Source organism: Arthrobacter sp. 08Y14 (genome assembly GCF_002929455.1).
Classification (GTDB): domain Bacteria; phylum Actinomycetota; class Actinomycetes; order Actinomycetales; family Micrococcaceae; genus Arthrobacter_B; species Arthrobacter_B sunyaminii.
On record NZ_PJIX01000003.1, the window covers coordinates 325,012 to 351,965 of the forward strand.

Consider the following 26,954-nt stretch of genomic DNA (forward strand, 5'->3'; position numbering starts at 1 on the left):
CAACGCGCCCCGCGCTCCAAGATGAACCGCATGCTACTGAGGAGTATGGTTATTCGCGTGAGTTTGGCATCAGCAGGAGAATCAGCCGCTTCGGCAAAGGCGCTGCGCATTGCGACAGTGAACGTGAACGGCATCCGTGCCGCCTACAAGCGCGGAATGGCGCAGTGGCTGGCGGAACGGGACGTTGACATCCTCTGCCTGCAGGAAGTTCGAGCGCCCGATGCGGTGGTCCGTGAACTCCTCGGTGAGGAATGGCATATCCTGCACGCCGAAGCGGAAGCCAAAGGCCGGGCCGGGGTGGCCATCGCGTCCCGGATTGAGCCGGTTGCCACGCGTGAGCACATCGGCGATGACTACTTCGCGTTGTCCGGTCGCTGGGTGGAAGCGGACTTCAAGGTGACCGAAGACGGTGCGGAGAAGATGCTCACGGTGGTCAGTGCCTACGTTCATTCCGGTGAAGTGGACACCCCCAAGCAGGCTGACAAGTACCGTTTCCTGGATGTGATGACCGAACGCCTGCCCGCGTTGAAGCAGCAGAGCGACTTTGTCCTGGTGGTGGGTGACCTCAACGTGGGCCACACGACCCTGGACATCAAGAACTGGAAGGGCAACGTCAAGCGGGCAGGGTTCCTGCCGGACGAGCGTGCCTACTTTGACCGCTTCTTCAGCGATGAGATCGGCTACACCGATGTGGCCCGCAAACTGGCCGGCGACGTGCCGGGCCCGTACACCTGGTGGTCCTGGCGCGGGCAGGCCTTCGACAATGACAGCGGTTGGCGCATTGACTACCACCTGGCCACTCCCGAGCTGGCCGAACGCGCCGTTACCGCCGTCGTCGACCGCGCGCCCACCTATGACAGCCGCTTCTCAGACCACGCTCCCGTAGTGGTCGACTACCAGTTCTAAGGGTTGAAAACCATGAGCACTTCCACTCCCGCCGCCCGCCAGCGCATCCTTTCCGGGATGCAGCCCTCCGCGGATTCCCTGCACCTGGGCAACTATCTTGGCGCGCTGGTGAACTGGGTCCGGCTGCAGGATCAGTACGACGCCTATTTCTTCATTCCTGATCTGCACGCCATCACCGTGCCGCAGGATCCCGCTGACCTGCGCCAGCGCACCCGGGTCACCGCAGCGCAGTACATTGCCGGCGGTGTGGACGTGGATAAGGCAACACTGTTTGTCCAGTCGCAGGTTCCCGAGCATGCGCAGCTGGCCTGGGTCCTGAACTGCCTGACCGGCTTCGGTGAGGCTTCCCGCATGACGCAGTTTAAGGACAAGTCGCAGCGGTTCGGTGCGGACGCCGCTTCCGTGGGACTCTTCACCTATCCGATCCTGCAGGTCGCGGATATCCTCCTCTACAACCCGCACGGCGTTCCGGTGGGAGAGGACCAGCGCCAGCATGTGGAGCTCAGCCGGGATTTGGCCAAGCGGTTCAACTCACGCTTCGGCGAGACGTTCGTCATCCCCGAGGTCTTTGTGCAGAAGGAAGCGGCGAAGATCTACGACCTGCAGAACCCCGCCGCCAAAATGTCCAAGTCGGCAGCCTCTCCCGCCGGACTGATCAATCTGCTGGACCCGGACAAGGTCATCGCCAAGCGCATCAAATCCGCAGTGACGGATGACGGTACGGAAATCCGCTTTGACCGGGAGGCCAAGCCCGGCGTCTCAAACCTGCTGTCCATTTACTCGCTGATTTCCGGCCGCAGTGTCGACACGCTGGTGAAGGAATATGAGGGCAAGATGTACGGACACCTCAAGGTGGATCTGGCCGAGGTAGTCACGGAACACGTCCGTCCCATCCGGGAGAGGGCACTGTACCTGCTGGAAGATCCGGCCGAATTGGACCGGCTCCTCGCCGTCGGCGCCGCAAAGGCACGGGAAACCGCGTCAGCTACACTGGCCGATGTGTACAGCAAAGTGGGTTTCCTGCCCCTAGGCTCTTCCGCGGTCTGACCGATGAGAATCCGGAATCCGCTGATCCAAGAAGCCGCCGTCCCTGGTGACGGCGGGGTAATGGACGTGCCTGAGTGCACCGGCGTCGGGATTGTCATCGGGGTGCCGGAGCCCATGGCCACGGAACTGCGGCGGGCCAGGGCATCATTCGGGGACCCCATGGCCGCTGTTATTCCGGCCCACATCACTCTGGTCACCACCACGGAAACCGATGACTGGGAGACGATGGCAGCGCACGTGCGCAGGGTGGCCAAAGGTCATGGAGCTTTTGATGTGACCCTGCGGGGGACTGCCACGTTCCGTCCCGTGTCCCCGGTGGTCTACGTCCAGCTGGACGAAGGCTACGAAGAGTGCACAGCCCTGCACAAGGAAATGCAGAGCGGCCCCCTGGCACGGGATCTGCCCTTTCCCTACCATCCCCACGTCACCGTGGCACACGACGTCAGCGATGCCGGCATGGACCGGGCCATGCACTCGCTGCGGAACTACGAGGCACGGTTCACTGTCCGTACCGTCGGCCTCTACGAGCATGATGTGAGCGGACTGTGGAAGATGCGCGAAGAGGTCGAGCTCCGGGGCTAGCTCCCGGCGGCGGCCTTGTCCGCTCCCGATGACAGATACACGGCGGACCAGGCGGCGATGATGTCCGCAGCCCGGCTGGTTTGGGCACGGTCCACCATCAAATGATCGCTGCCCTCCAGGGAAATGAAGTTCCGCGGATGGCGCGCCGTGGAGAAAATCTCACTGGCATTGTCGATGCCCACGGTGTTGTCGGTGGGGGAGTGCATGACGAGCAGGGGGCGGTGCAGTTCCCTGATGCACCCGGTGAGGTCATGGGATTCAAGGTCGTTCATCAGCTCTTCCCTGATCTCCATTTTGCGTCCGCCCAGGTCCACCTTCGCCGAACCTTCCTGCAGGATGGTGTCCCTCTCATCCTCGAACAGATGAACCACATGGGACGGCTGGAACGGAGCGGCGATCGTGACAACGGCGTCGATGTCCGGAAGGCTCCCCGCCGCCGCCAGGACGGCTGCTCCGCCGAGGGAATGGCCGATCAGCAGCGACACTTCATGCCCCTGCCCGCGCATGAACTCAACGGCGCTGCTGACGTCGGCCACCTTGGTGCTGAATGTTCCGTCCTCCCACGCACCGCTGGATCCGCCCAACCCGGCCGCGTCGTAGCGCAGGACCCCGATGCCGTGTCCGGCCAGGGCCTTGGAGATGCGGGAAGCAGCCGCGCTGTTCTTGCCCAGCGTGAAACCGTGGCAGAACACCGCCCAGGCCCTGACATCGCCGTCGGGCACGTCAATGGTGCCGGCAAGGGTGGTGTTGTTGACGCCGGGAAAAGACACGGACTCGAAGACGGGCATGGAAACAACCTATACATCAAATGGACAGAGGCGGCGTCCGGCTGCCCTTTCGGGCTGCCAGACGCCGCCTCCGGCGGCGAAACGTGAGTGCTAGACGGAGCGGCTCAGGATAGCCTGCTTGACCTCGGCAATTGCCTTGGTCACCTGAATGCCGCGGGGGCAAGCTTCGGAGCAGTTGAAGGTGGTGCGGCAGCGCCACACGCCTTCCTTGTCATTGAGGATTTCCAGGCGCATGTCTCCGGCGTCGTCGCGCGAGTCGAAGATGAAGCGGTGGGCGTTCACAATGGCGGCCGGGCCGAAGTACTGGCCGTCGGTCCAGAACACCGGGCAGGAGGACGTGCACGCAGCACACAGGATGCACTTGGTGGTGTCGTCGAACCGTTCGCGGTCCTCTGCGGACTGCAGGCGTTCCTTCGTGGGCTCGTGACCCTTGGTGACCAGGAACGGCATGATCTCGCGGTAGGACTGGAAGAACGGTTCCATGTCCACAATCAGGTCCTTCTCCACGGGGAGGCCCTTGATGGGCTCCACGAGGATGGGCTTGGACGTGTCCAGATCCTTCAGCAGGGTCTTGCAGGCCAGCCGGTTGCGGCCGTTGATGCGCATGGCATCGGAGCCGCACACGCCGTGGGCGCAGGAGCGGCGGAACGAGACCGAGCCGTCATGCTCCCACTTGACCTTGTGCAGGGCGTCCAGCACGCGGTCCGTGCCGTACATGGTCAGCTTCCACTCATCCCAGTATCCTTCGTCAGATACCTCGGGGTTGTAGCGGCGAACCTTGAGCGTGATCTCGAACGAGGGGATGTCCCCGCCCACAGATTCCGGGAGTTCGATCTTGGAGGCTGGCTCCGCGATTTCCGTTGTCATTAGTACTTCCTCACCATCGGCTCGTAGCGCGTGAAGACGACCGGCTTGGTGTCCAGCCGAATGCCGGCGGTGTGCTCGTCATTGGCGGCTTCATCTACCTTGTACGCCATCGAATGCTTCATGAAATTCTCGTCGTCACGTTCCGGGAAGTCCTCGCGGAAGTGTCCGCCGCGTGACTCTTCGCGGTGCAGGGCCGCAACGGTCATGACCTTGGCCAGTTCCAGCAGGAAGCCCAGTTCCACGGCTTCCAGCAGGTCCAGGTTAAAGCGCTTGCCCTTGTCCTGGACGCTGATCTTCTTGTACCGCTCCTCGAGCGAGGCAATGTCGGTCAGCACCTGGTTGAGCGTGTCCGCGGTGCGGAACACCTGCATGTTGGCATCCATGGTGTTCTGCAGGTCGCGGCGGATCTCGGCAACCCGCTCCGTTCCCTCAGAGTTGCGGACCAGGTCCAGCAGCTCGATGGTGGCGGCTTCCGGGTTTTCCGGCAGGTCCACGAAATCAGCGCCCAGGGCGTACTCGGCGGCGTAGATGCCCGCGCGCTTGCCGAAAACGTTGATGTCGAGCAGGGAGTTGGTGCCCAGGCGGTTGGAGCCGTGCACCGACACGCAGGCCACTTCACCGGCGGCGTACAGGCCGGGAATCACGGTGTCGTTGTCCTGGAGGACTTCGGCCTTGATGTTCGTGGGAATGCCGCCCATGGCGTAGTGCGCGGTCGGGAAGACCGGCACCGGCTCCGTGTACGGCTCCACGCCGAGGTAGGTGCGGGCGAACTCCGTGATGTCCGGGAGCTTGGCGTCAATGTGCGCCGGCTCCAGGTGCGTCAGGTCCAGCAGGACGTAGTCCTTGTTCGGGCCGCAGCCGCGGCCTTCACGGACCTCGTTGGCCATGGAGCGGGCCACGATGTCACGGGGAGCAAGGTCCTTGATGGTGGGGGCGTAACGCTCCATGAAGCGCTCACCCTCCGAGTTGCGCAGGATGGCGCCTTCGCCGCGTGCAGCTTCGGAAAGCAGGATGCCCAGGCCGGCAAGGCCTGTCGGGTGGAACTGGAAGAACTCCATGTCTTCCAGGGGGATGCCGCGGCGGAACGCGATGCCCATGCCGTCACCGGTCAGGGTGTGTGCATTGGACGTGGTCTTGAAGACCTTGCCCGCGCCGCCGGAGGCGAACACCACGGACTTGGCCTGGAAGACGTGCAGTTCACCGCTGGCCAGGTCGTAGGACACGACGCCGGCAACGCGCTTCTGGCCGAAGCTGTCCTCGACCGTCAGCAGGTCCAGGACGTAGTACTCGTTGTAGAACTCCACGTTGTGCTTGACGCAGTTTTGGTAGAGCGTCTGGAGGATCATGTGGCCGGTGCGGTCTGCGGCATAGCAGGCACGGCGGACCGGGGCCTTGCCGTGGTCGCGGGTGTGACCGCCGAAACGGCGCTGGTCAATACGGCCTTCGGGCGTGCGGTTGAACGGCAGGCCCATCTTTTCCAGGTCGAGCACGGCGTCGATGGCTTCCTTGGCCATGACCTCCGCTGCGTCCTGGTCCACCAGGTAGTCGCCGCCCTTGACGGTGTCAAAGGTGTGCCATTCCCAGTTGTCTTCTTCGACGTTTGCCAGTGCTGCGCACATGCCGCCCTGTGCCGCACCGGTGTGCGAACGCGTGGGGTACAGCTTGGTCAGTACCGCCGTACGTGCGCGCTGGCCGGATTCGATGGCGGCACGCATACCGGCGCCGCCGGCGCCGACAATTACGACGTCGTACTTATGGACCTGCATACCAGATGCTCTTTCTGTTGAAACTTGAAAAACTGTGGGGTGGCCCGCAGGGCGCGGACCCTGCGGCTATGCCTTGCAGAAGTCCGCGATCATGTCTGCGGGGGCACCGGCCGGGCACGGATCAAAGGTGAAGATCACCAGGGTGCCGAGAACGATGATGACCACGGAAGCAATGTAGAGAATGCTCTTCAGCGTCATCCGGGTGGTGTTCTTGTCGGCGTAGTCGTTGATGATTACGCGGACACCGTTGGTGCCGTGCAGCATAGCCAGCCAGAGCATGACCAGGTCCCAGACCTGCCACAGGGGGCTGGCCCACTTGCCGGCCACAAAACCGAAGTCAACGGCATGGATTCCGTCGCCCACCATGAGGTTGACGAACAGGTGGGTGAAGATCAGCACGATCAGGATGGCACCGGAGACGCGCATGAACAGCCACGCGAGCATCTCGAAGTTGCCTTTGCCGCCTGCGGTGCGGGCGTACTTGGGGGAGATGCGGCCGGAGCGCGGAGCCTCGACGGAGACGGCCTCGTTGGTTGATGTACTCATGGCTTAGTGACCCCCGAAAACGATGGGAAGGTGGCGAATGGAGAAACCGATCATGGTAATCACCCAAAGGCCGACGACGCTCCACAGCATCTGGCGCTGGTACTTGGGGCCCTTCTTCCAAAAATCGATCAGGATCACGCGCACGCCGTTGAAGGCGTGGAACACAATGGCGCCGACGAGCCCGAGCTCGCCGAGGCCCATGACGGGGTTCTTGTACGCGCCGATCACGACGTTGTAGGCCTCAGGTGAAACGCGCACCAGTGAGGTATCCAAAACGTGGACCAACAGGAAGAAGAAAATCACCACGCCGGTAATGCGGTGGGCTACCCACGACCACTGGCCTTCACGGCCGCGGTAGAGAGTGCCTGCTGGTAACTTCGACACTGAATTTTCCTCCCTGCAACGCAGCGGCGCTGGCGTGTCTTCCACGCAGTGATGACGCCGGTGCGACAGCAATATAAGCTCAAGCATAATCTAGGTCCCCTGCTGAGCGCTTTCAATTTAGGTGGCCCTATCATGTGACCCTCGTTACACTGCGTGACGCGGCTGCGCAACGCATGTTTGATCAATCCAGCGTTCCTCCGGGCTGCGGCGGCCGCCGTCGGCTAATCTTGGCTCTGATGAATACAGAACCGACTGACCCTGATACTTCCGCCGCGGCCTTCGACCGCTTTTACGGCGTGATTCCCGCCGGCGGCGTAGGTACGCGCCTATGGCCGCTGTCCCGGGCCGCAGCCCCCAAGTTCCTCCATGACCTGACCGGGTCAGGCTCCACGCTGATCCGGGCAACCTATGACCGGCTGCGTCCGCTCAGCGGTGACCGCGTCATGGTGGTGACCGGTACGCTGCACCGCCAGGCCGTGCGCAAGCAGCTGCCTGAAATCTCCAGTGAGAACCTGGTGCTGGAGCTGGAACCCAAGGATTCCGCCGCTGCCATCGGGCTCGCGGCAGCGATCCTCTTTAAAAGGGATCCGCACATCATCATGGGTTCCTTTGCAGCGGACCAGGTTATTGCCCCGGTGGACGTCTTCCAGGACGCGGTGCGGGAAGCGATCCATACGGCAGCACAGGGATACATCGTCACCATCGGTATCCATCCCACCCATGCCGCCACCGGATTCGGGTACATCCGTGCGGGAGATCCGCTGGAGATTGCCGGTGCCCCCAGTGCGCACTCCGTCGTCGAATTCGTGGAAAAGCCCTCGGAAGAGGTAGCTCGCACCTACCTGAAAAACGGGCATTACAGCTGGAACGCCGGAATGTTCGTGGCTCCGGTGGACCTCATGCTCAAGCATCTGGAAGCGAACGAGCCGGAACTGTATGCCGGTCTGACAGAGATCGCCGAGGCCTGGGATACGCCGAAGCGGCGCGAAGTGGTGCGCCGTGTCTGGCCCACCCTGCCCAAGACGGCAATTGACTATGCCGTGGCGGAACCGGCAGCGGCGGCCGGGGACGTAGCTATGATCCCGGGCATCTTCAACTGGGACGACGTCGGGGACTTCGCTGCCATCGGACGGCTCAATCCCGCTGCCGAGAACAGTGACCTCAAGGTGATGGGTGAGGGTGCGCGCGTGTACTCGGAAAACGCATCCGGGATCGTGGTCTCCGACACCAAGCGGGTGATCGCCCTGATCGGCATTGAGGACGTTGTCATCGTCGACACCCTTGATGCACTGCTCGTCACCACGAAGGAGCACGCCCAGGAAGTGAAAAAGGCTGTGGAACATTTGAAGGCCAGCGGGGACACCGACGTCCTGTAACGGGCTTCATTTGGACGCGTAACACAGAACATCGTCACACGGTTCCCGTAACGGGAGCCTCAGTGACTACCCTAGAAAATGTGTCTACCATTCCATTGCACAGTTCATCGGTTCCGTCCATGCGGGGGAGCGTCGCACCGATTCTGGGTGAGCTAATCACGTTCCGCAGGGACCTCCATCAGCACCCGGAATTGTCGACGAAGGAATTTCGCACTACGGACCGCATCGTTGAGGCCCTGGAAGCGGCAGGCCTGCACCCGGTCCGGCTGGAAGGCACGGGCGCCTACGTTGACATCGGGGACGGGCCGCTGCTGATTGGCCTGCGCGCCGATATCGATGCGCTGCCGGTGCTCGAGGAAACCGGACTGCCGTACGCTTCCGTGAACACCGGCATCACCCACGCCTGCGGCCACGACATCCATACAACGGTCATGGTGGGTGTGGCATCGATCCTGGCCAAGCTCAATGCTGCCGGCGCCCTCGGCGGACGGGTCCGGATTGTTTTTCAGCCCGCTGAAGAGGTCATGCCCGGCGGTGCGCTGGGCGTCATCAACCAGGGTGTCCTGGAAGGCATGCCGAGGATCCTCGCGCTGCACTGCGATCCGCGGATCGACGTTGGGCAGGTGGGCACCCGGATTGGGGCCATTACCTCGGCATCGGACACCATCCGCATTGAACTGACCGGCCGCGGCGGCCACACCTCCCGGCCGCATCTCACCGAGGACCTCGTCTTTGCGCTGGCGGAGATCGCCGTCAGCGTCCCTGCCGTGCTGTCCCGCCGCATCGACGTGCGCAGCGGGGTGTCGGTTGTTTGGGGCCAAATGCACGCCGGTTCCGCACCCAACGCTATTCCCGCACACGGCTTTATGGCAGGAACCATGCGCTGCCTGGACGCTGAAGCCTGGTACGCAGCCGGGGAACTGCTGGACGACGTCGTCCGCCAGATAGCTGCGCCCTTCGGCGTGGATGTGACACTGGAACACACCCGGGGAGTGCCGCCGGTCATTAATACTGACGCGGAGACGAGCCTGATCGAGGTCGCAGCACGCGCGGAACTGGGGGAGGACTCCATCGTCCTGGCGCCGCAGTCCATGGGCGGCGAGGACTTCGCCTGGATGACGCAGGCCGTGCCCGGTGCTCTGATGCGGCTGGGGACGCGCACTCCCGGCGGCGAAACCTATGACCTGCACCGCGGCGACTATGACCCTGATGAGCTGGCAATCAGCACCGGTGTCAGCGTGATGGCAGCGGCCGCGGTACGGGCCGCGCGGAGATTACGGCACTAGCCCCAGGCTTGCCCCCTTATTGCAGGTGCCCGGCAGACGTATCGCGTCATTTGCTTGCAAATAATAACAACATGTAAACAAATTCATCTCCTGAGCGTTATTTGCATCACGGTGTGTGTTACAGGACATAGGATAGCCTTGCCGCGATCCACCGATGGACGGAGCGCTGCGCCACGCGATGGCCCGCTTCTCCCCGGAGCGGGCAGGAACAGAGTGACTCTGCGTGTGGACCCCATTTTCTTTCCTGGAGGAACATTGAAGAACTTCCCGCGCAGCTTCAAGCGCAACGCCGGCGTTTCCGCCGCCATGCTGGGCGTTTCGGCGCTCCTGCTCTCCGGCTGCGGCGCCGCCCCCGAAGAAGAGGACAGCTCCTCCGAGGCCGCGGGCAGCGAGAACAGCGACTTCACCGCCTGCATTGTTTCCGATGAGGGCGGCTTCGATGACCGCTCGTTCAACCAGTCCAGCTATGAGGGTCTGAAGGCTGCAGAGAAGGATCTGGGCGTCACGGTCCGCGAAGCCCAGTCCCAGTCCGAGACTGACTTCCTTCCGAACCTGGACTCCATGATCAGCGAAGGCTGCAACCTCACGGTGACGGTCGGCTACCTGCTGGCAGACGCCACCAAGTCCGTGGCAGAGGCCAACCCGGACCGCAACTTCGCCATCGTCGATGACAACAGCATCGATCTGGACAACGTCAAGCCGATTATCTACGACACGGCCGAGGCAGCCTTCCTGGCCGGCTACGTAGCGGCAGGCACCTCCGAAACCGGCAAGGTGGCCACCTACGGCGGCATCAATATCCCCACCGTGACCATCTTCATGGACGGTTTTGCTGACGGCGTGGAGTACTACAACGAACAGAATGACGCCGATGTTGCGCTGCTCGGTTGGAACAAGGCCGACCAGACCGGATCCTTCGTGGGTAACTTCACGGACACCGTGGCCGGCAAGACCACCACTCAGAGCTTCCTCAATGAGGGCGCCGACATCATCATGCCGGTTGCCGGCCCGGTTGGCGACGGCACACTGGACGCCGTTGTCGAAGCCAACGCCAATGGCGGCAGCAACAAGGTTATCTGGGTCGACTCCGACGGTTTCGAGACGAACGACAAGGGCACCGAGTACATCCTGACCTCGGTCATGAAGCTCATGGGCGAAGCCGTTGAAGAGGTCATCTCCACCGACGTTGAGGGCAGCTTCGACGCCGCTCCGTACATCGGCACCCTGGAAAACGGCGGCGTGGCCCTGGCCCCGTACCACGACCAGGAAGATGCAGTCCCCGCAGACGTCAAGTCAGCAGTGGATGAAATCAAGGCCAAGATCATCTCCGGTGAGATCACCGTTGATTCTGCTGCCAGCCCCAAGTAAACAGGGGTAAGCGGCAACTGAACCGCCGTTCGTCCGGCTGCGTTGCAGCGGGTGGGCGGCGGTTCATTTTGTTCCGGGTAATCTCCTTCGGGGAAGCCCACACACTCAGACACAAACAGATTGGTTGGGGTTGTGAAACTCGAACTCAAGGGCATCACCAAGCGCTTCGGCACCCTGGTTGCCAACGACCACATAGACCTGGTCATCGAACCGGGTCAGGTCCACAGCCTCCTCGGGGAAAACGGCGCGGGCAAATCCACGCTCATGAATGTCCTCTACGGCCTCTACGAACCCACTGAAGGCCAAATCCTCATCAACGGCAAACCCGTTGTCTTCTCCGGTCCCGGCGACGCCATGGCGGCCGGAATCGGCATGGTCCACCAGCACTTCATGCTGGTGCCGGTCTTCACCGTTGCCGAAAACGTGGCGCTGGGACATGAAAGCACCAAGTTCGCCGGCACACTGAATCTTGAAGCCACCCGCGCCCGCATCCGGCAGATCTCAGACCAGTACGGATTCGACGTTGATCCCGACGCGGTGGTGGAAGACCTGCCGGTGGGCGTGCAGCAGCGCGTGGAAATCATCAAGGCGCTGATCCGGGACGCTGAAGTCCTGATCCTTGACGAGCCCACCGCCGTCCTCACCCCGCGCGAAACCGACGAGCTGCTGGCCATCATGCGGCAGCTCTGCGACGACGGAAAATCGGTGGTCTTCATCTCGCACAAGCTCCGTGAGGTGAAGGCAGTTTCCGATGTCATTACCGTGATCCGGCGCGGCAAAGTGGTGGGTGACGCGCCTCCCAGTGCTTCAACCACTGAGCTGGCCTCGATGATGGTGGGCCGTTCGGTCAGCCTGAACCTCAACAAGGCTCCCGCAGAACCCGGCGCCAATACGTTCTCCATCCGCGACCTGGTGGTGCGCTCCGACACCGGACAGGCCGTCGTCGACCACGTCAGCCTTGACATCGCGAAGGGCGAAATCCTCGCCGTCGCCGGTGTCCAGGGCAACGGGCAGACCGAACTGACCGAGGCCATCATGGGCCTGCAGAACCATGTCACGGGCTCCATCATGCTGGACGGCAACGAACTCGTGGGACGCAGGGTTGAGCAGGTCATTGAAGCCGGTGTGGGCTTTGTGCCCGAAGACCGCAGCATCGACGGCCTGGTTGGCACCTTCACCGTGGCCGAGAACCTGATCCTCAACCGCTACAACAAGCCCCCGTTTGCACGCGGGCTGTCCATGCGGCCGGCGGTCGTGGCCGCCAACGCCGCCGAAAAGATCGACGAGTTCGACATCAGGACCCAGTCCGCCGAGGCCGCAGCGGGAACGCTCTCGGGCGGCAACCAGCAGAAGGTGGTCATGGCGCGTGAGCTGTCACGTCCGCTGTCGCTGTTCATTGCCTCCCAGCCGACCCGCGGCGTCGACGTCGGCTCCATTGAGTTCCTGCACAAGCGGATCGTGGCGGAGCGCGACGGCGGAACCCCGGTCCTGATTGTGTCCACCGAACTCGACGAGGTTCTGGAACTGGCCGACCGCATCGCCGTGCTGTACGGCGGCAAAGTCATGGGCATTGTCCCGGGCAACACCTCACGCGACGTACTGGGCCTCATGATGGCCGGGATGCGCGCTGACGAAGCACTTTCGCACGAACGCGAGACTAAGGGAGGGGCGCAGTGAGCCCGGAGGAAACAAACAGGCAGCCGGGCGAACCCGCCCACCGGAAAGAGGAAGCAGAGGCTGACGACACGCGGCTGCTGGCCGCTGCCGAAACCGCCGGCGGGGTGCTGCCGCCGCCGGCCGTGCCGGTCCCGGCAACAGAACTGCATCCCGAAGAACGCCAGGCCTCGGTCCTGCACCGCATCGTCACGGGCGACGCACTGGTTTCAGTGCTGGCAGTGGTGATGGCGCTGATCGTCGGCGGGCTGCTCATCGCGCTCACTGACGAGGACGTTGCCGATTCAGCGGGGTACTTCTTCTCGCGGCCCGGGGACCTGCTGGGTGCTGCCTGGTCGGCTGCCTCCGGCGCCTATGCCGCCCTGTTCCAGGGATCAATCTTCAACTTTAAAGCCGATTCCTTCTCGCGGATGATCTATCCGCTGACCCAGACCCTGACGGTTGCCACACCGCTGATCTGTGCCGGACTCGGCGTGGCCCTGGCCTTCCGGGCCGGTCTGTTCAACATCGGTGCGCAGGGCCAGATCATCATTGGCGCCACCCTGGCCGCATGGGTTGGCTTCAGCTGGCACCTGCCGGTTGGCCTGCACCTGATAGTGGTCATCCTCGCCGGTGCCATCGGCGGCGCGGTCTGGGGCGGCATTGCCGGCCTGCTCAAGGCACGCACCGGCGCGCACGAGGTCATCGTGACCATCATGCTCAACTACATCGCGATCCAGCTGGTGCTCTTCCTGCTGACCACTCCGGGTTTCCAGCGCCCGGGATCCACCAACCCGATCAGCCCGCAGCTTGACGACACCGCCATGTTCCCGCCGCTGCTGGGCAGCGGCTTCCGTCTGCACTGGGGTTTCATCATGGCCATCGCAGCCACCGTCTTCATCTGGTGGCTGTTGAACCGCTCAACCGTTGGCTTTGAACTGCGCGCAGTGGGCGCAAACCCTGCCGCTGCGCGGAACGCCGGCATCAGCACCACCAAGGGCTACGTCATCGTCATGCTCATTGCCGGTGCACTGGCCGGTCTCGCCGGCGTCGCGCAGGTCTCCGGCACCGAAAAGGTGCTGACCTCCGGGGTGGCCGCAAGCTTCGGCTTCGATGCCATCACCGTGGCGCTGCTCGGCCGCTCCTCCCCGTGGGGAACGTTCGCCGCAGGCCTGCTGTTCGGCGCCTTCCGCGCCGGCGGTGTCACCATGCAGACCAGCACCGGCACCAACATCGACATTGTGCTGGTGGTCCAGTCGCTGATCGTCCTGTTCATTGCTGCACCGCCGCTGGTCCGTTCCATCTTCCGGATTCCGCCGCCCGGTGCCTTCAAGACAGCCGGCAAACGCAGCACCAAGAAAGCCAACGCAGCCGGAGGAGCAGCATGAGCACCGCAACCGCACCCGCCTCCACCGGCCGTCCGGCCGCATCCGAGGCCATCCGCAGCTGGAAGACACCCATTATTCTGGGCGTCCTGGCAATCCTCGGCTTCATCCTCTTCGGGCTGGAAGCACCGTCTTCCGACGTCACATTCCGGCTTACCGAGGACAACGCAGCCATCCAGCTGCCCAACATCGTGGTCTCGGCGCCCGTCCTGGGCTGGATCGCATCGGTGGTTCTGCTGGCCTCGGCGGCTTACGCAGCCGTTTTGGTCAGCCGGTACCAGCGCATTCCCGTCTGGCTCATTGCCGTGTTTGCGGTGTTCTTCATCGCAGCCTTCCTGACCTGGTCCATTGGCAGCGCCCGCAGCCCCAGCGTTGCCCTTTACGGGTTGCTGGCAGGGTCCTTCACCTTGGCTTTCCCGCTGATCTTCGGTTCACTCTCCGGGGTGCTCTGCGAACGCTCCGGCGTGGTGAACATTGCCATTGAGGGACAGCTGCTCTTCGGAGCTTTTGCCGCCGCCGTGGCAGGTTCGCTGTCCGGCAATGCCTTTGTGGGACTCTTCGCCGCAGCCGTTGCCGGTGTGCTGGTGTCCCTGGTGCTGGCTGTCTTCAGCATCAAGTACATCGTGAACCAGGTGATTGTGGGCGTCGTCCTGAACGTGCTGGTCTCCGGCCTCACGGGCTTCCTGTTCTCCACGGTCCTGGCTACGGACGCGGACAAGTGGAATTCCCCGCCGCGCCTGCCGTCCATTCGGATCCCGCTGCTGGCGGACATCCCCATCATCGGACCGATCCTGTTCAACCAGTCCGTGATCGGCTACCTGATGTACATTGCCGTGGCGGCCATCTACTTTGGCCTGTTCCACACCAAATGGGGCCTGCGCACGCGCGCCGTCGGCGAGCACCCCAAGGCAGCTGACACCCTCGGCGTGAACGTCAACCGCACCCGGTTCATGAACGTTCTGCTCGCCGGTGCCGTCGCCGGCGTGGGAGGCGCGTTCTTCACCCTGGTGGCTGTTTCCTCCTTCAACCGGGACATGACTTCCGGCCAGGGGTACATTGCCCTGGCGGCGCTCATCCTCGGGCGGTGGAACCCGATCGGGGCGCTGTTCGCAGCGCTGCTCTTCGGCTTTGCCTCCAACCTGCAGTCGGTGCTGAGCCTGCTCGGCACCCCGGTTCCGAACCAGTTCCTGGCCATGCTGCCTTATGTGGTGACCATCTTCGCCGTCGCCGGCGTGGTGGGGAAGTCGCGCGGCCCCGCCGCGGGCGGCATACCGTACATCAAGGGCTAGCGGCGCGAAGGCGCCCTTTCCGGCTATTGCTGCCGGGAGGGGCGCCTTCGGTTAATCCGCACAACCACAGGCCGCCGGCCTAAACCGGCATAACTGCTTGAACCGGCAAAACTGCTTGAACCGGCAAAACTGCTTGAAGCGAGGAAACAATGACTGAGAACACTGAAACTCCCGCACCCGTTGACTGGGCCGCCCTCACGGACACGGCCCGTGCGGCTCTGGCACACGCCTACGTCCCGTATTCGAAGTACCCGGTGGGAGCCGCGGCCCTGACGGATGACGGCCGGATCATCTCCGGCTGCAACGTGGAAAACGCCTCCTACGGGCTGACCCTCTGTGCCGAATGCGCGCTGGTCAGCTCCCTGCACATGACCGGGGGAGGTCGCCTGGCGGCGTTTGTCTGCGTGGACGGGGCCGGGGAAATCCTGATGCCCTGCGGCCGGTGCCGGCAGCTGCTGTACGAATTCCGCGCACCGGGCATGCAGCTGCTGACTGTCAGCGGAATCAAGACCATGGACCAGGTCCTGCCTGACGCCTTCGGCCCCCAACATCTGGAAGGATAACCACCATGAGTGCTGAGAAGTTTGACGCCGTGGACATTATTGGAATCAAGCGGGACCGGGGCGTTTTGTCGCCGGAACAGATTGACTGGACCATTGATGCCTACACCCGCGGGGCCATCGCTGATGAACAGATGGCCGCACTGAATATGGCCATCCTCCTCAACGGCATGACCCGCTCCGAGATCTCCCGGTGGACCGCAGCCATGATTGCCTCCGGGGAGCGGATGGACTTCTCCTCCCTGGGCAAGCCGACCACCGACAAGCATTCAACCGGCGGCGTGGGGGACAAGATCACCCTGCCGCTGGCACCCCTGGTCGCCGTGTTCGGCGTCGCCGTTCCGCAGCTCTCCGGCCGCGGCCTGGGCCACACCGGCGGAACCCTGGACAAGCTCGAAGCCATTCCCGGCTGGCGTGCCGATCTGTCCAACGAGGACTTGATGAAGCAGCTGGCCGACGTCGGCGCAGTCATCTGCGCCGCCGGCGCGGGCCTGGCTCCGGCGGATAAGAAGCTCTACGCCCTGCGCGACGTCACCGGAACAGTGGAAGCCATCCCGCTGATTGCCTCCTCGATCATGAGCAAGAAGATCGCCGAGGGCACCGGCTCCCTGGTCCTGGACGTGAAGGTGGGTTCCGGAGCGTTCATGAAGGACGAGGCGAATGCCCGCGAGCTTGCCGAAACTATGGTGGCGCTTGGCCAGGACGCCGGTGTCAACACGGTTGCACTGCTGACCAACATGGCCACGCCGCTGGGCCTCACTGCCGGAAACGCCATTGAGGTGCAGGAATCCGTTGACGTCCTGGCCGGCGGCGGACCGGAAGACGTGGTGGAATTGACCGTGCGGCTGGCCGAGGAAATGCTGGCCGCCGCCGGCCTGCCCGACGCCGACCCGGCAGCCGCGCTGAAGGACGGCCGTGCCATGGACGTGTGGAGGCGCATGATCTCCGCGCAGGGCGGCGACCCCGATGCGGCGCTGCCGCAGGCACGCGAATCGGAGACCATCTACGCACCTGCTGACGGTGTGCTGCTGGAACTGGATGCCCTGTCCGTGGGTGTCGCTGCATGGCGGCTCGGAGCAGGACGGGCGCGGAAGGAAGACGCAGTCCAGGCCGGTGCCGGTGTCCGCATGCACGCCAAGCCCGGCGCCCAAATCCGGGCAGGCCAGCCGCTCCTGACGCTGCTGACGGACACGCCGGAAAAATTTGAGCGTGCCAAAGAAGCCCTGGCCGACGCCGTTGTCATTGGTCCCGAAGGATCCCGCCCCGCGCAGAAGCTGATCATCGACCGCATCAGCTGACGCCGGATATCCGCCCGCCATCCCCCACTGTCCGCCAGGCTTCGGGGTTGGCGGGCACCAATGCACTGATGGCATCGTTGTAGGTACCAGAGACCGATTCAGAGGAGAGCAGCCTGCCCGTGCTGAGCGCCGCAATGGACAGTATTAACAACTTCATCCTGACCTCCGCTGACGCTTGGTGGGTCTACCTGGTTCTGTTTACCTTCTGTCTGATCGACGGGTTCTTTCCCCCCGTGCCGAGTGAATCCATTGTGGTGGGGCTGGCCGCGTTGGTGGCCACCGGTGCCGGCCCCAATCCCTGGCTGCTGATGGCCGCTGCTGCGGGCGGCGCATTCCTGGGTGACAACCTGGCGTACCTGATGGGGCGGGGGATCGGCATTGACCGGTTCCGGTGGATGCGCGGACCCCGGATGCAGCGCGGATTCGTCTGGGCCCGCAAGGAGCTGGACAAGCGTGCTGTGTCCCTGATCCTGGTGGCCCGCTTCATTCCCATCGGTCGTGTGGTCGTCAACCTCACCGCCGGAGCGACCGGTTTCCCGCAGCGGCTCTTTGTGGGCCTGACCGCGATGTCCGCAGTGTTGTGGGCGGCATACAGTGTTGCCGTTGGAGCAGTGGCCGGCGCCTGGTTCAAGGACAACCACCTGCTGGGCGTAGTGGTGGCCATTGCAGTGGCCATGGTCCTGGGCCTGATCATCGACCGGGTCATCACCAGGCTCCGCGGCCCCACACCGCTGCAGACCAACCGGGACGCGGCCCGGTTGCGTGTCGAAGCGGCGCGGGCAGCCCAGTCTGCAAGCGCATCCCAGTCTTCCAGCGCCCGCCGGACCGACGGCGGCACCGACGGTGCCAGGCATGCCGATGACACCAGGCAGGACATCGAAAACCGGGCCGAAACACCCTGAACCGGCCCGCCCGGAACAGTGCCGCAGCTCACGTAGAGTTGGAACCGTGACTGAGCCTATTCTTCTTCCTGCCTCTGACCTGACCCTCGACATCCGCAACCTGCCCAAGGTTTCGCTGCACGACCATCTTGACGGCGGGCTGCGTCCCGCAACAATCATCGAGCTGGCCGCACAGGCCGGACACGAACTGCCCTCCACCGATCCGGTGGCGCTGGGGGAGTGGTTCCGCCAGTCGGCGGACTCAGGCTCCCTGGTCCGGTATCTTGAAACGTTTGACCACACGATTGCCGTTATGCAGACCCGTGAGGGCCTGGCGCGGGTGGCCCGTGAATTCGTTGAGGACCTCGCCGACGACGGCGTGATCTACGCCGAAATTCGCTGGGCACCGGAGCAGCACCTCAAGGGCGGACTGAGCCTGGACGAGGCCGTGGAAGCGGTCCAGGATGGTCTGGACGCGGGAGTGGAGGCAGTGGAAGCGCAGGGGCGCCTAATCCAGGTGGGCCAGCTCCTCACTGCCATGCGCCATGGCGACCGCGGCATGGAAATTGCCGAACTGGCCGTCCGGCACCGCCACAACGGAACCGTGGGCTTTGATATCGCGGGAGCCGAGGACGGATTTCCGGCCTCCCGCTTCGCAGACGCTTTCACATACCTCGCGGAAAACCAGTTCCCCGTTACTGTGCATGCCGGCGAGGCTGCCGGGGTCCAGAGCATCAAGGACGCCCTGGTGCACGGGCGCGCGCTTCGCCTGGGACACGGTGTGCGGATCGCCGAGGACATCGAGGTTGAATTCGACGACGACACAGAAGACGCCGGCAGCGCGGCAGACGGCCTCGGAGACGACACTGCGGTGGGCATGGTGACCATTGGACAGGTAGCAGGCTGGGTTCGTGACCGCGGCATTCCGCTGGAAATCTGCCCCTCCTCAAATCTGCAGACCGGCGCCATTGCCTCCTTCGGTGAGGACATCGAATCGCACCCGATCGACCTGCTGTACCAGACGGGTTTCCAGGTCACGGTGAACACCGACAACCGGCTGATGAGCGGTGTCACGCTGACCGGCGAGTTCGAACTGCTGGCTGAGGCCTTCGACTATGACCTGGACGATATCCTGGAACTCACCATGAACGCCGTGGATGCCGCGTTCCTTCCGCTGGAGGAACGCGACGCGCTGGCTGCCTACGTGACGGAAGGCTTCAATCAGGCCCGTGGCTGATTTAGCGCCAAACAGCGACGGCGATGACCTGGGCCGGCGGTTCACCCGCCTGGCCGGGATCATCGCTCTCCTGCGGAAACGCTGCCCGTGGACGGCCGCGCTGACGCACGAGTCCCTGCTGGAGTACCTCGTCGAAGAAGCCTACGAGGTTGTCGAGGCAGTGGAAGCAGGTCACACAGGTCCGCAGGATGCCGGTGAGCTCGCCGGAGAGCTGGGCGATGTCCTATTCCAGGTACTGCTGCATGCCCGCCTGCAGGAAGAATCCGGCCATTTTGGGATCGGGGACGTGGTGGATTCGCTGACCGCCAAAATGATCCGCCGCAATCCGCACGTGTTTGCCCCCGACGGTTCCGTCCGAACGGAAACCACAGACGATCCCGGGGAAATTGAACGAGCCTGGGACGAGGTCAAAAAACGGGAGAAACCCGGCCGGACCTCGCCGTTCGACGGCATCCCGGCAGGACTGCCTGCACTCCTGCTGGCCGCCAAAACCCTGGACCGGGCCCGGCGTGCCGGGCGGGAGGCCCTGCCTGCCGCCCCCGGCACAGCCCCGGAGCGTATATGGCGGGATTCGGACGAGCTGGGAGACCACCTGTTCGACGTCGTGCGCCAGGCACAGGCGCAGGGCCTTGACGCGGAAACCGCTTTACGCGCCGCAGTGCGCCGCTTCACGGCCGGGCAATAGGGCGCTCAGCGTTTGAGTGCAACCGGGTATAAGTCGGAATGGCACCCAAGGGCCTTACTACGGCGCCGGTTTCAACTAGGCTGGAAGCAGACAGCGTGGCCCGTTTCATAGGCCGGGCTCAAGTTTCCCCTAGGTTCCAACGAACAGGAGCATTCCCATGGCAATCATTGATGCCATTCACGCCCGCGAAATCCTGGATTCCCGCGGAAACCCCACCGTTGAGGTAGAGGTTCTGCTGGATGATGACACGTTTGGCCGCGCAGCGGTTCCCTCCGGAGCTTCCACCGGAGCCTTCGAAGCCAATGAGCGCCGCGACGGTGAAAAGACCCGTTACCAGGGCAAGGGTGTCCTGCAGGCCGTTGAAGCGGTCATCGAGCAGATCCAGCCCGCCCTGCTGGGCTTCGACGCCGCCGACCAGCGCGCCATCGACCAGGCCATGATTGACCTGGACGGCACCGAGAACAAGTCCGGCCTGGGCGCCAACGCCATCCTCGGCGTTTCCCTGGCCGTGGCCCGTGCCGCCGCCGAATCCGCCGCCCTGCCCCTGTACCGCTACCTCGGCGGACCCAACGCGCACATCCTGCCCGTGCCGCTGATGAACATCCTCAACGGCGGCTCGCACGCGGACTCCGACGTCGACATCCAGGAATTCATGATTGTTCCCCTGGGCGCCCAGACCTACTCCGAGGGCCTGCGCTGGGGTGTTGAGGTCTACCACAACCTCAAGTCCGTGCTGAAGGAAAAGAACCTTTCCACCGGTCTGGGTGACGAAGGCGGCTTCGCTCCGAACCTGCCCTCCAACCGTGCAGCCCTGGACCTGATCCTCGAGGCCATCACCCGCGCCGGCTACACGCCGGGCACGGACATCGCCCTGGCCCTGGACGTTGCCTCCTCGGAGTTCTTCAAGGACGGCGCGTACCTCTTCGAGGGACAGAACCGCACCGCCGAGGAAATGTCCGCGTACTACGAAGAACTGGTCCGCGACTACCCGCTGGTTTCCATCGAAGATCCGCTGGACGAAAACGACTGGGACGGCTGGGTTGCCCTGACCGCGCGCCTGGGCGACAAGGTGCAGCTCGTTGGCGACGATCTCTTCGTCACCAACCCCACCCGCCTGGAGACCGGCATCAAAATGAACGCCGCCAACTCCCTGCTGGTCAAGGTCAACCAGATCGGTACGCTCACCGAAACCCTGGACGCCATCACCATGGCCCAGCGTGCCGGTTACACCACGATCACCTCGCACCGCTCCGGCGAAACTGAGGACACCACCATCGCTGACATCTGCGTGGCCACCAATGCAGGCCAGATCAAGACGGGCGCCCCCGCCCGTTCCGAGCGCGTAGCCAAGTACAACCAGCTGCTGCGCATCGAAGAAGAGCTCGACGACGCCGCCCGTTACGCAGGACGCAGCGCGTTCCCGCGTTTCACGGCAGAGTAAGCCTGCTGCTGGTGGGTACCCTCGTTAACGAGGGTGCCCGCCAGTTGTGTTTAAGCCCTGTGTTATCGAAATAGCTGCGCTTCAGGCCAGTCCGCATTATCAAGGAGTTCCATGCCCACCCGACGTCCGAAAGTCCCCAAGGCATCCGGCGGGGACGGCTCCAGCACCGGGGGGCGCACCAGCCGAAGTGCACAAAAGCCAGCCCGTAAGCGGAACGCCGCTGCGGATCCGGACATCATTAGCGCCACAAAACCGGTGGAGGGTGCCTCGGACGCTGGCATAGGGGTGTCCCGGTCTCGGGCTCAATCAGCGTCGTCATCCAAAGCGTCCGCCAAGGCCCCGTCCGCCAAAACCGCAGCTCCGAAAACCACCAAATCCCGGGACACCGGCAAACAGCCTTCCAAATCGGGAACTGCGCGTTCCGTCGACGATGCAGCGGCGCCCGGCAAAGCGGCTGCCGCTGCCGGCAGGCTGCGGCGGCGTTCCCGGATCCTGTCCGAAGACAGCGGCACCACAGGATCCCCGGCGGAGTCCTCGGATGAGCTGCGTCCGGTTCCGGCGAAGGCCTTCTCCGGCCGGCTGCTGGTCCTGGCCATGGTCACGCTGGTGGTCACGGTCCTGCTGGCGCCGTCGGTGAACACCTACCTGCACCAGCGCTCGGACATCGCAGCCCTGGAAGCCGAAATCGCCGAGCAGAAGGAAACCTCCGGCGCCCTTCAAGCCCAGCTCCAGCGCTGGGAGGACCCCAGCTACATCAAGCAGCAGGCCCGGGAACGGATTTTCCTGGTCATGCCGGGGGAGACCCGGTATCTGGTCAAGGGCGAGCAGGGCGTGGAGGACGTGGAGCAGGAAGCCCAGGAACAGGTTGAGGACCTGCGGTGGGTTGATGCACTCTGGGACTCCGTCAAGGCAGCAGCCAACGCGCCCTAAGCATGCCGCCGCTCCGGCGGTTCCGGACGCCGCGGCTGCCGCGGCTTTCTGCGCACAGTAATCTTAGAAGCGCAGTTATCAATAGCCCGGGCCTCGTCCAGGCCCTCAGGAAGGAACCTCCGGCATGACCCAGGAGCAGCTCACCCCCACCTCCGAAGACTTGGAGACCCTGAGCCGGCAGCTCGGCAGGCCGGCACGCGACGTCGTCGAAATCGGTGCCCGCTGTGTCTGCGGGAATCCCCTCGTTGCCACCACGGCTCCGCGCCTGAGCAACGGCATTCCCTTCCCCACTACCTACTACTTGGCGCACCCGGTCATCACGGCAGCCGTTTCCCGCCTTGAAGCCTCCGGTCTCATGACCGAAATGACCGAGCGGCTGGAGCGGGATCCGGAGCTCGCAGCCCGCTACCGCAAGGCGCATGAGGCGTATCTTCAGGTGCGCAATGAAATTGGTGCCCGCACCGGCGTTGGTCCCGTTCCCGAGATCGACGGCGTCTCCGCCGGCGGCATGCCCACCCGGGTTAAATGCCTGCATGTGCTGGTGGGCCACTCGCTGGCCGCAGGCCCCGGGGTGAACCCGCTGGGCGACGAAGCCCTCGAGCGCATCTCTGAATGGTGGACCGCGGATCGCTGCTATTGTGAGGGCGCGTGGGACACCACGGGTGCGGCGCCCAGCCGTGACCTGAGCCGGCACACCAAAACCCAGGGGCTGTCCCCTCAGGAGCTGGATGCCAAGCGTGCCGCCCGACGCGAGGCCGTCGAGGCCGCAGCCAACGCCGAACATCAGGGGGATGCCGTGCAGGAACAAAGCAGCGCACCACAGCAGCCGGACACCGAAGCCGGCTCAGCGGCCACCGGGCGGCCGGCCGTAAGGGTTGCCGCCGTTGACTGCGGAACAAATTCCATCCGCCTGCTGATCGCCGACGTGACTCAGGACGAAGGCGCAACCAAGCTGACCGACGTCGTCCGCCTGATGCGGGTCAACCGCCTGGGACAGGGCGTGGACGCCACCGGACGGCTGGCACCTGAGGCACTGCAGCGCACCTTCGAGGCAGCGGATGAATACGCTGCCCTCATCCGCGAGCACGGTGCCGAACGCATCAGGTTCGTGGCCACCTCCGCCAGCCGCGACGCCGAGAACCGCGAGGAATTCGTGGCGGGAATCCGCGAACGGCTGGGTGTGGAGCCCGAGGTCATCAGCGGAGACGAAGAGGCCGCACTTTCCTTCGCCGGGGCCACCAGCGTCCTGGGCGCCGGCAATGGTGCCAAAACGCTGGTGGTGGACCTCGGCGGCGGCAGCACCGAATTTGTCCTCGGCACCTCGGACCGTGTGCTGGCGGCTAAGAGCACCGACATGGGATGCGTGCGGTTCACCGAACGCCATCTCACCTCCAATCCGCCCACCGATGCCCAGATTGCGCTGGCGCGCGGAGACGTCCTGGACATGATTGCCCAGGTGCTCTCCACTGTTCCGCTGGCCGAGGCCGACCGGCTGGTGGGTGTTGCCGGCACCATCACCACGGTGACCGCGCACGCCCTCCGCCTGCCGGAATACTCCGCCGAGGCGATTCACGGCACCGAGCTGGACATTTCCCGCATCGACCAGGCCGCCCGGGAGCTGCTGCGCATGGACCGGGAAGCACGGGCGGCGCTGCCGTACATGCACCCGGGCCGGGTGGACGTGATCGGTGCCGGTGCACTGATCTGGCAGACCATTGTGGACCGCGTGTCAGAACTGACGGATGGAAAGGTCTCCTCGGCGATCACCAGCGAGCACGACATCCTGGACGGCATAGCCCTGAGCGCCGCGCGGTGACCGCAGGGTCGGCGGTTTTGGGACTGCGGCAGCGGAAGGGGCGGGGTGGAATCCTGGTGGCGGCCCTGCTGGCGCTTACCCTCGTTCCGGCTGCCCCGGCCTCTGCTGACGAATGGCGGGACAAACAGTACTGGCTGGCGGACTATGGCTTCGACGACGCCTGGGCCGTGAGCCAGGGCGAGGGCGTGAAGGTGGCGGTCATCGACACCGGAATTGATCCCACCCACCCGGACCTTATTGGTGCTGTTACCGGGGGAACCGACGTTTCCGGTGCCGGAGACCCGGCCGGAAGCAGCGGGCTGGGCGACAATCCCTCGCACGGGACGCTGGTGGCAACACTGCTGGCCGGACGGGGCCATGCTCCCGACGAGCCGCCGGCAACCCCCGCACCGAAGAAGGACGGGGACAAGGACGAGAAGAAGGAGCCGGCGCCCGCCAAGGAGAAGAAGAACTCCGAAGGCATCATCGGCGTGGCGCCCAAGGCTGAGCTGCTGGCGGTATCGGCCTGGATCGGAGCGGATAATCCGGCCGGAATTCCTATTGAGGACCAAATTCCGGCCGCCATCCGGTGGTCCGTGGACAACGGCGCAAAAGTCATCAACATGTCCCTGGGCAGCAGCTCCACCTCCTGGCCGGAAAGCTGGGACGACGCCTTCCTCTACGCCGAGCAGCAGGACGTGGTGGTGGTTGTCGCCGCCGGCAACCGCGGTGTGGGCATAGTTCAGGTGGGAGCTCCCGCCACCATCCCCGGTGTGCTGACAGTGGCCGGGTTGGACCGCAACGGTGAGGCAAGCTGGGATTCGTCCTCCGAGGGGATCAGCATCGGGGTTGCGGCTCCGGCGGAGAACCTGGTGGGCGGCCTGCCGGGAGGTCCTGCCCGGTATGCGGGCTGGAGCGGAACCTCCGGTGCAGCGCCTCTGGTGGCGGGCACCGCGGCGCTGATCCGTTCCGCGTACCCCGAACTGAGTGCGGCAGAGGTCATCAACCGCATCATCAGCACAGCACGTGACGCCGGGGCTCCGGGACAGGACACCCTGTACGGCTACGGGATCCTGGATGCAGGGGCGGCGCTGACCTCCGATGTTCCGTCCGTCACCGCCAACCCGCTGGGCAACATCGCTGACTGGATCCGCATTCATCGCCGGGACGCTTCCACGGCTCCGGCAGTGGACGCTCCGGTTGCCGTGGAACCGACTGCACCGAACCTGCCCGAACCCACCGTGCCGGAAGCGCTGGCGCCCGGAACGAAGACCGATTTACTGCCCGGAACCCTTGTCCTGGGCTTCGCTGGACTAACGCTGGCTGTGGCGTCGGCGGGCACGGTGGCCGTTGTCCGGGCACGTCGCCGGGAGGCGGAATGCCCCGCTTCGGAGGACGTGGACACCGGGGAGCTGGAGTCTTCCAAACTCTCGTGAAGGTTTTCACAAACTCGGGTACCATGAGGATATGGCATCTACAACACAGTTTTCAGACCGTCCGCGCGTCCTGGTGGTAGGCGGTGGCTACGTAGGTCTCTATGTAGCCAAGAACCTCCAGAATAAGGTCAAGGCTGAGGGTGGCATCGTCACCGTTGTGGACCCGCTGCCGTATATGACGTACCAGCCGTTCCTCCCCGAGGTTGCAGCTGGCACCATTGAGGCCCGCGACGCTGTTGTATCCCACCGCATGCACCTGAAGAACACCGAACTGATCACCGGCAAGGTTATTTCCATCAACCATGCCGCCCGCACGGCCATGGTTGAGCCGGCTGACGGCGGAGAGCCGTTCGAGCTTCCCTACCAGGACGTTGTCCTGGCCGCAGGCTCGATCACCCGCACCTTCCCGATTCCGGGCCTCGCCGAGGCCGGCATCGGTATGAAGAGCATTGAAGAAGCCGTCGCCACCCGCAACCACGTGCTGGAGCGGATCGAAACCGCTTCCCTGATGCCCGCCGGACCGGAGCGCGAGCGCGCCCTGACGTTCGTCGTCGTCGGCGGCGGCTTTGCCGGCATCGAAACCCTCACCGAACTTGAGGACATGGCCCGCGACGCCGCACGGCTCAATGACCGGCTGAAGCGTGAAGACCTTCGCTTTGTGTTGATCGAAGCCATGGGCCGCGTCATGCCCGAGGTCAAGCCCGACCAGGCTGAGTGGGTTGTCTCCAGCATGCGCGAGCGCGGCATCGAGGTGCTGCTGAATACCTCGCTGGCCTCCGCCGAGGACGGCGTCCTGAAGCTCATCAACATGGCGGACAAGTCCCCGGCCGGTGAATTCGCTACCGACACCCTGATCTGGACCGCCGGCGTGCAGGCCAACCCGATGGTCCGCGCCACCGACTTCCCGATCGACGAGCGCGGCCGCGTCCGTGCCAACGCTGAACTGCGCATCACCGGCGACGACGGCCCCCTTGAAGGTGCCTGGGCTGCCGGCGACGTCTCCGCTGTTCCGGACCTCTCCGGCGGCGGCGTGGGCGGCTTCTGCGTTCCGAACGCCCAGCACGCGGTGCGTCAGGCCAAGCTGCTTGCCAAGAACATCGTGGCCGCACGCTACGGCGAGGGCAGCATCGAAGAGTACAACCACAAGAGCCTCGGCGCCGTGGCGGGCCTGGGCCAGTTCAAGGGCGTTGCCAACATCATGGGCTTCGGCATGAAGGGCTTCCCGGCCTGGCTGGCACACCGCGGCTACCACGGCATGGCCATGCCCATGTTCGAGCGCAAGGCCCGCGTCATCTCCGGCTGGATCCTGAACGTCGCGTTCCGCCGCGACCTGACGGATCTGCGCAACCTGAAGAACCCGCGTTCCACCTTCAAGGCTGCCGCTACGCCGCCGAAGAAGAAGGAAATGGCCGGCAAGTAGGCCTGAGCGTCCAGCAACGCGTACGACG

At 64.2% G+C, this 26,954-nt stretch carries 24 protein-coding genes and 2 pseudogenes; 20 read left to right on the plus strand and 6 right to left on the minus strand.

All coding sequences use genetic code 11. The annotated features are described in order from the left end of the window. Nucleotides 1-57 precede the first annotated feature (57 nt). The 3 genes from CXR03_RS13955 to CXR03_RS13965 are packed head-to-tail and all read left to right on the plus strand — an operon-like array spanning nucleotide 58 to nucleotide 2,535. Nucleotides 58-906: an exodeoxyribonuclease III gene (locus CXR03_RS13955; RefSeq protein WP_258073657.1), complete on the plus strand. Its 849-nt coding sequence runs from the start codon at nucleotides 58-60 to the stop codon at nucleotides 904-906. A 12-nt stretch (nucleotides 907-918) separates the two neighbouring features. Further along, the gene (trpS, locus tag CXR03_RS13960) at nucleotides 919-1,953 is read left to right on the plus strand and encodes a tryptophan--tRNA ligase (RefSeq protein ID WP_104104367.1); all 1,035 of its coding nucleotides are present in this window, start codon (nucleotides 919-921) and stop codon (nucleotides 1,951-1,953) included. Nucleotides 1,954-1,956: 3 nt separating this feature from the next. Further along, a complete protein-coding gene (locus tag CXR03_RS13965) occupies nucleotides 1,957-2,535 on the plus strand; it encodes a 2'-5' RNA ligase family protein (RefSeq protein WP_258073658.1) in 579 nt (192 codons plus the stop codon). On the opposite strand, the gene CXR03_RS13970 is transcribed toward CXR03_RS13965, so the two are convergent. The 5 genes from CXR03_RS13970 to sdhC form a co-directional block, all read right to left on the minus strand. After that, complete coding sequence (locus CXR03_RS13970; protein WP_104104369.1) at nucleotides 2,532-3,323, minus strand: S9 family peptidase; 792 nt, start codon at nucleotides 3,321-3,323, stop codon at nucleotides 2,532-2,534. The two genes, CXR03_RS13965 and CXR03_RS13970, sit on opposite strands and share 4 nt — an antisense overlap. Before the next feature lie 90 nt (nucleotides 3,324-3,413). Next, a complete protein-coding gene (locus CXR03_RS13975; protein ID WP_104055150.1) occupies nucleotides 3,414-4,190 on the minus strand; it encodes a succinate dehydrogenase iron-sulfur subunit in 777 nt (258 codons plus the stop codon). Then, nucleotides 4,190-5,956 (minus strand): succinate dehydrogenase flavoprotein subunit, encoded by a 1,767-nt coding sequence (gene sdhA / locus CXR03_RS13980; protein ID WP_104104370.1) that lies wholly within the window; start codon nucleotides 5,954-5,956, stop codon nucleotides 4,190-4,192. The genes CXR03_RS13975 and sdhA overlap by 1 nt, the downstream gene beginning before the upstream one ends. 66 nt (nucleotides 5,957-6,022) lie before the next feature. Continuing rightward, complete coding sequence (locus CXR03_RS13985; RefSeq protein WP_104055152.1) at nucleotides 6,023-6,502, minus strand: succinate dehydrogenase hydrophobic membrane anchor subunit; 480 nt, start codon at nucleotides 6,500-6,502, stop codon at nucleotides 6,023-6,025. 3 nt (nucleotides 6,503-6,505) lie between these two features. Continuing rightward, nucleotides 6,506-6,886 (minus strand): succinate dehydrogenase, cytochrome b556 subunit, encoded by a 381-nt coding sequence (gene sdhC, locus CXR03_RS13990; protein WP_104055153.1) that lies wholly within the window; start codon nucleotides 6,884-6,886, stop codon nucleotides 6,506-6,508. Between the two features lie 236 nt (nucleotides 6,887-7,122). On the opposite strand from sdhC, the gene CXR03_RS13995 reads away from it, so the two are divergent. From CXR03_RS13995 to CXR03_RS14030, 8 genes are all read left to right on the plus strand, one after another. Further along, nucleotides 7,123-8,262 (plus strand): mannose-1-phosphate guanylyltransferase, encoded by a 1,140-nt coding sequence (locus CXR03_RS13995; protein ID WP_104104371.1) that lies wholly within the window; start codon nucleotides 7,123-7,125, stop codon nucleotides 8,260-8,262. A 119-nt stretch (nucleotides 8,263-8,381) separates the two neighbouring features. Beyond that, nucleotides 8,382-9,548: an amidohydrolase gene (locus CXR03_RS14000; RefSeq protein ID WP_181034650.1), complete on the plus strand. Its 1,167-nt coding sequence runs from the start codon at nucleotides 8,382-8,384 to the stop codon at nucleotides 9,546-9,548. 306 nt (nucleotides 9,549-9,854) lie between these two features. Next, entirely contained in the window at nucleotides 9,855-10,916 is a 1,062-nt protein-coding gene (locus CXR03_RS14005; protein WP_104104678.1) for a BMP family protein, read from the plus strand. Between the two features lie 132 nt (nucleotides 10,917-11,048). Then, nucleotides 11,049-12,593 carry an ABC transporter ATP-binding protein gene (locus tag CXR03_RS14010; protein ID WP_104104373.1) on the plus strand — a complete coding sequence of 515 codons (1,545 nt, stop codon included), beginning with the start codon at nucleotides 11,049-11,051 and terminating at the stop codon, nucleotides 12,591-12,593. Between the two features lie 107 nt (nucleotides 12,594-12,700). Continuing rightward, nucleotides 12,701-13,957: an ABC transporter permease gene (locus tag CXR03_RS14015; protein ID WP_258073696.1), complete on the plus strand. Its 1,257-nt coding sequence runs from the start codon at nucleotides 12,701-12,703 to the stop codon at nucleotides 13,955-13,957. Continuing rightward, nucleotides 13,954-15,243, plus strand: a complete 1,290-nt coding sequence (locus CXR03_RS14020; RefSeq protein ID WP_104104375.1) for an ABC transporter permease — start codon at nucleotides 13,954-13,956, stop codon at nucleotides 15,241-15,243. Before CXR03_RS14015 ends, CXR03_RS14020 begins: the two co-directional genes overlap by 4 nt. A gap of 149 nt (nucleotides 15,244-15,392) precedes the next feature. Then, nucleotides 15,393-15,806, plus strand: a complete 414-nt coding sequence (locus CXR03_RS14025) for a cytidine deaminase (RefSeq protein ID WP_104104376.1) — start codon at nucleotides 15,393-15,395, stop codon at nucleotides 15,804-15,806. 5 nt (nucleotides 15,807-15,811) lie between these two features. Beyond that, nucleotides 15,812-17,101, plus strand: a complete 1,290-nt coding sequence (locus tag CXR03_RS14030) for a thymidine phosphorylase (protein WP_104104377.1) — start codon at nucleotides 15,812-15,814, stop codon at nucleotides 17,099-17,101. On the opposite strand, the gene CXR03_RS18480 is transcribed toward CXR03_RS14030, so the two are convergent. Further along, nucleotides 17,094-17,258 (minus strand): hypothetical protein, encoded by a 165-nt coding sequence (locus CXR03_RS18480; protein WP_219816254.1) that lies wholly within the window; start codon nucleotides 17,256-17,258, stop codon nucleotides 17,094-17,096. The two genes, CXR03_RS14030 and CXR03_RS18480, sit on opposite strands and share 8 nt — an antisense overlap. On the opposite strand from CXR03_RS18480, the pseudogene CXR03_RS14035 reads away from it, so the two are divergent. From CXR03_RS14035 to CXR03_RS14070, 9 genes and pseudogenes are all read left to right on the plus strand, one after another. Beyond that, nucleotides 17,236-17,835, plus strand: a pseudogene (locus CXR03_RS14035) (DedA family protein); the annotation flags it as partial. The gene CXR03_RS18480 and the pseudogene CXR03_RS14035 sit on opposite strands and share 23 nt — an antisense overlap. 214 nt (nucleotides 17,836-18,049) lie before the next feature. After that, nucleotides 18,050-19,219: an adenosine deaminase gene (locus tag CXR03_RS14040; protein ID WP_104104378.1), complete on the plus strand. Its 1,170-nt coding sequence runs from the start codon at nucleotides 18,050-18,052 to the stop codon at nucleotides 19,217-19,219. Next, nucleotides 19,212-19,904 carry a MazG nucleotide pyrophosphohydrolase domain-containing protein gene (locus CXR03_RS14045; RefSeq protein ID WP_258073659.1) on the plus strand — a complete coding sequence of 231 codons (693 nt, stop codon included), beginning with the start codon at nucleotides 19,212-19,214 and terminating at the stop codon, nucleotides 19,902-19,904. Before CXR03_RS14040 ends, CXR03_RS14045 begins: the two co-directional genes overlap by 8 nt. A 157-nt stretch (nucleotides 19,905-20,061) precedes the next feature. Next, the gene (gene eno / locus CXR03_RS14050) at nucleotides 20,062-21,345 is read left to right on the plus strand and encodes a phosphopyruvate hydratase (protein WP_104104379.1); all 1,284 of its coding nucleotides are present in this window, start codon (nucleotides 20,062-20,064) and stop codon (nucleotides 21,343-21,345) included. 111 nt (nucleotides 21,346-21,456) lie between these two features. Beyond that, entirely contained in the window at nucleotides 21,457-22,275 is an 819-nt protein-coding gene (locus CXR03_RS18675; RefSeq protein ID WP_258073660.1) for a septum formation initiator family protein, read from the plus strand. 124 nt (nucleotides 22,276-22,399) lie between these two features. Beyond that, nucleotides 22,400-22,969 (plus strand): annotated as a pseudogene (locus CXR03_RS18680) (DUF501 domain-containing protein); the annotation flags it as partial. Nucleotides 22,970-22,999: 30 nt separating this feature from the next. Further along, the gene (locus CXR03_RS18685) at nucleotides 23,000-24,091 is read left to right on the plus strand and encodes an exopolyphosphatase (RefSeq protein ID WP_368784663.1); all 1,092 of its coding nucleotides are present in this window, start codon (nucleotides 23,000-23,002) and stop codon (nucleotides 24,089-24,091) included. Between the two features lie 23 nt (nucleotides 24,092-24,114). Beyond that, nucleotides 24,115-25,506: a S8 family serine peptidase gene (locus CXR03_RS14065; protein WP_258073698.1), complete on the plus strand. Its 1,392-nt coding sequence runs from the start codon at nucleotides 24,115-24,117 to the stop codon at nucleotides 25,504-25,506. 31 nt (nucleotides 25,507-25,537) lie between these two features. Next, nucleotides 25,538-26,926 (plus strand): NAD(P)/FAD-dependent oxidoreductase, encoded by a 1,389-nt coding sequence (locus tag CXR03_RS14070; protein ID WP_104104381.1) that lies wholly within the window; start codon nucleotides 25,538-25,540, stop codon nucleotides 26,924-26,926. Nucleotides 26,927-26,954 lie beyond the last annotated feature (28 nt).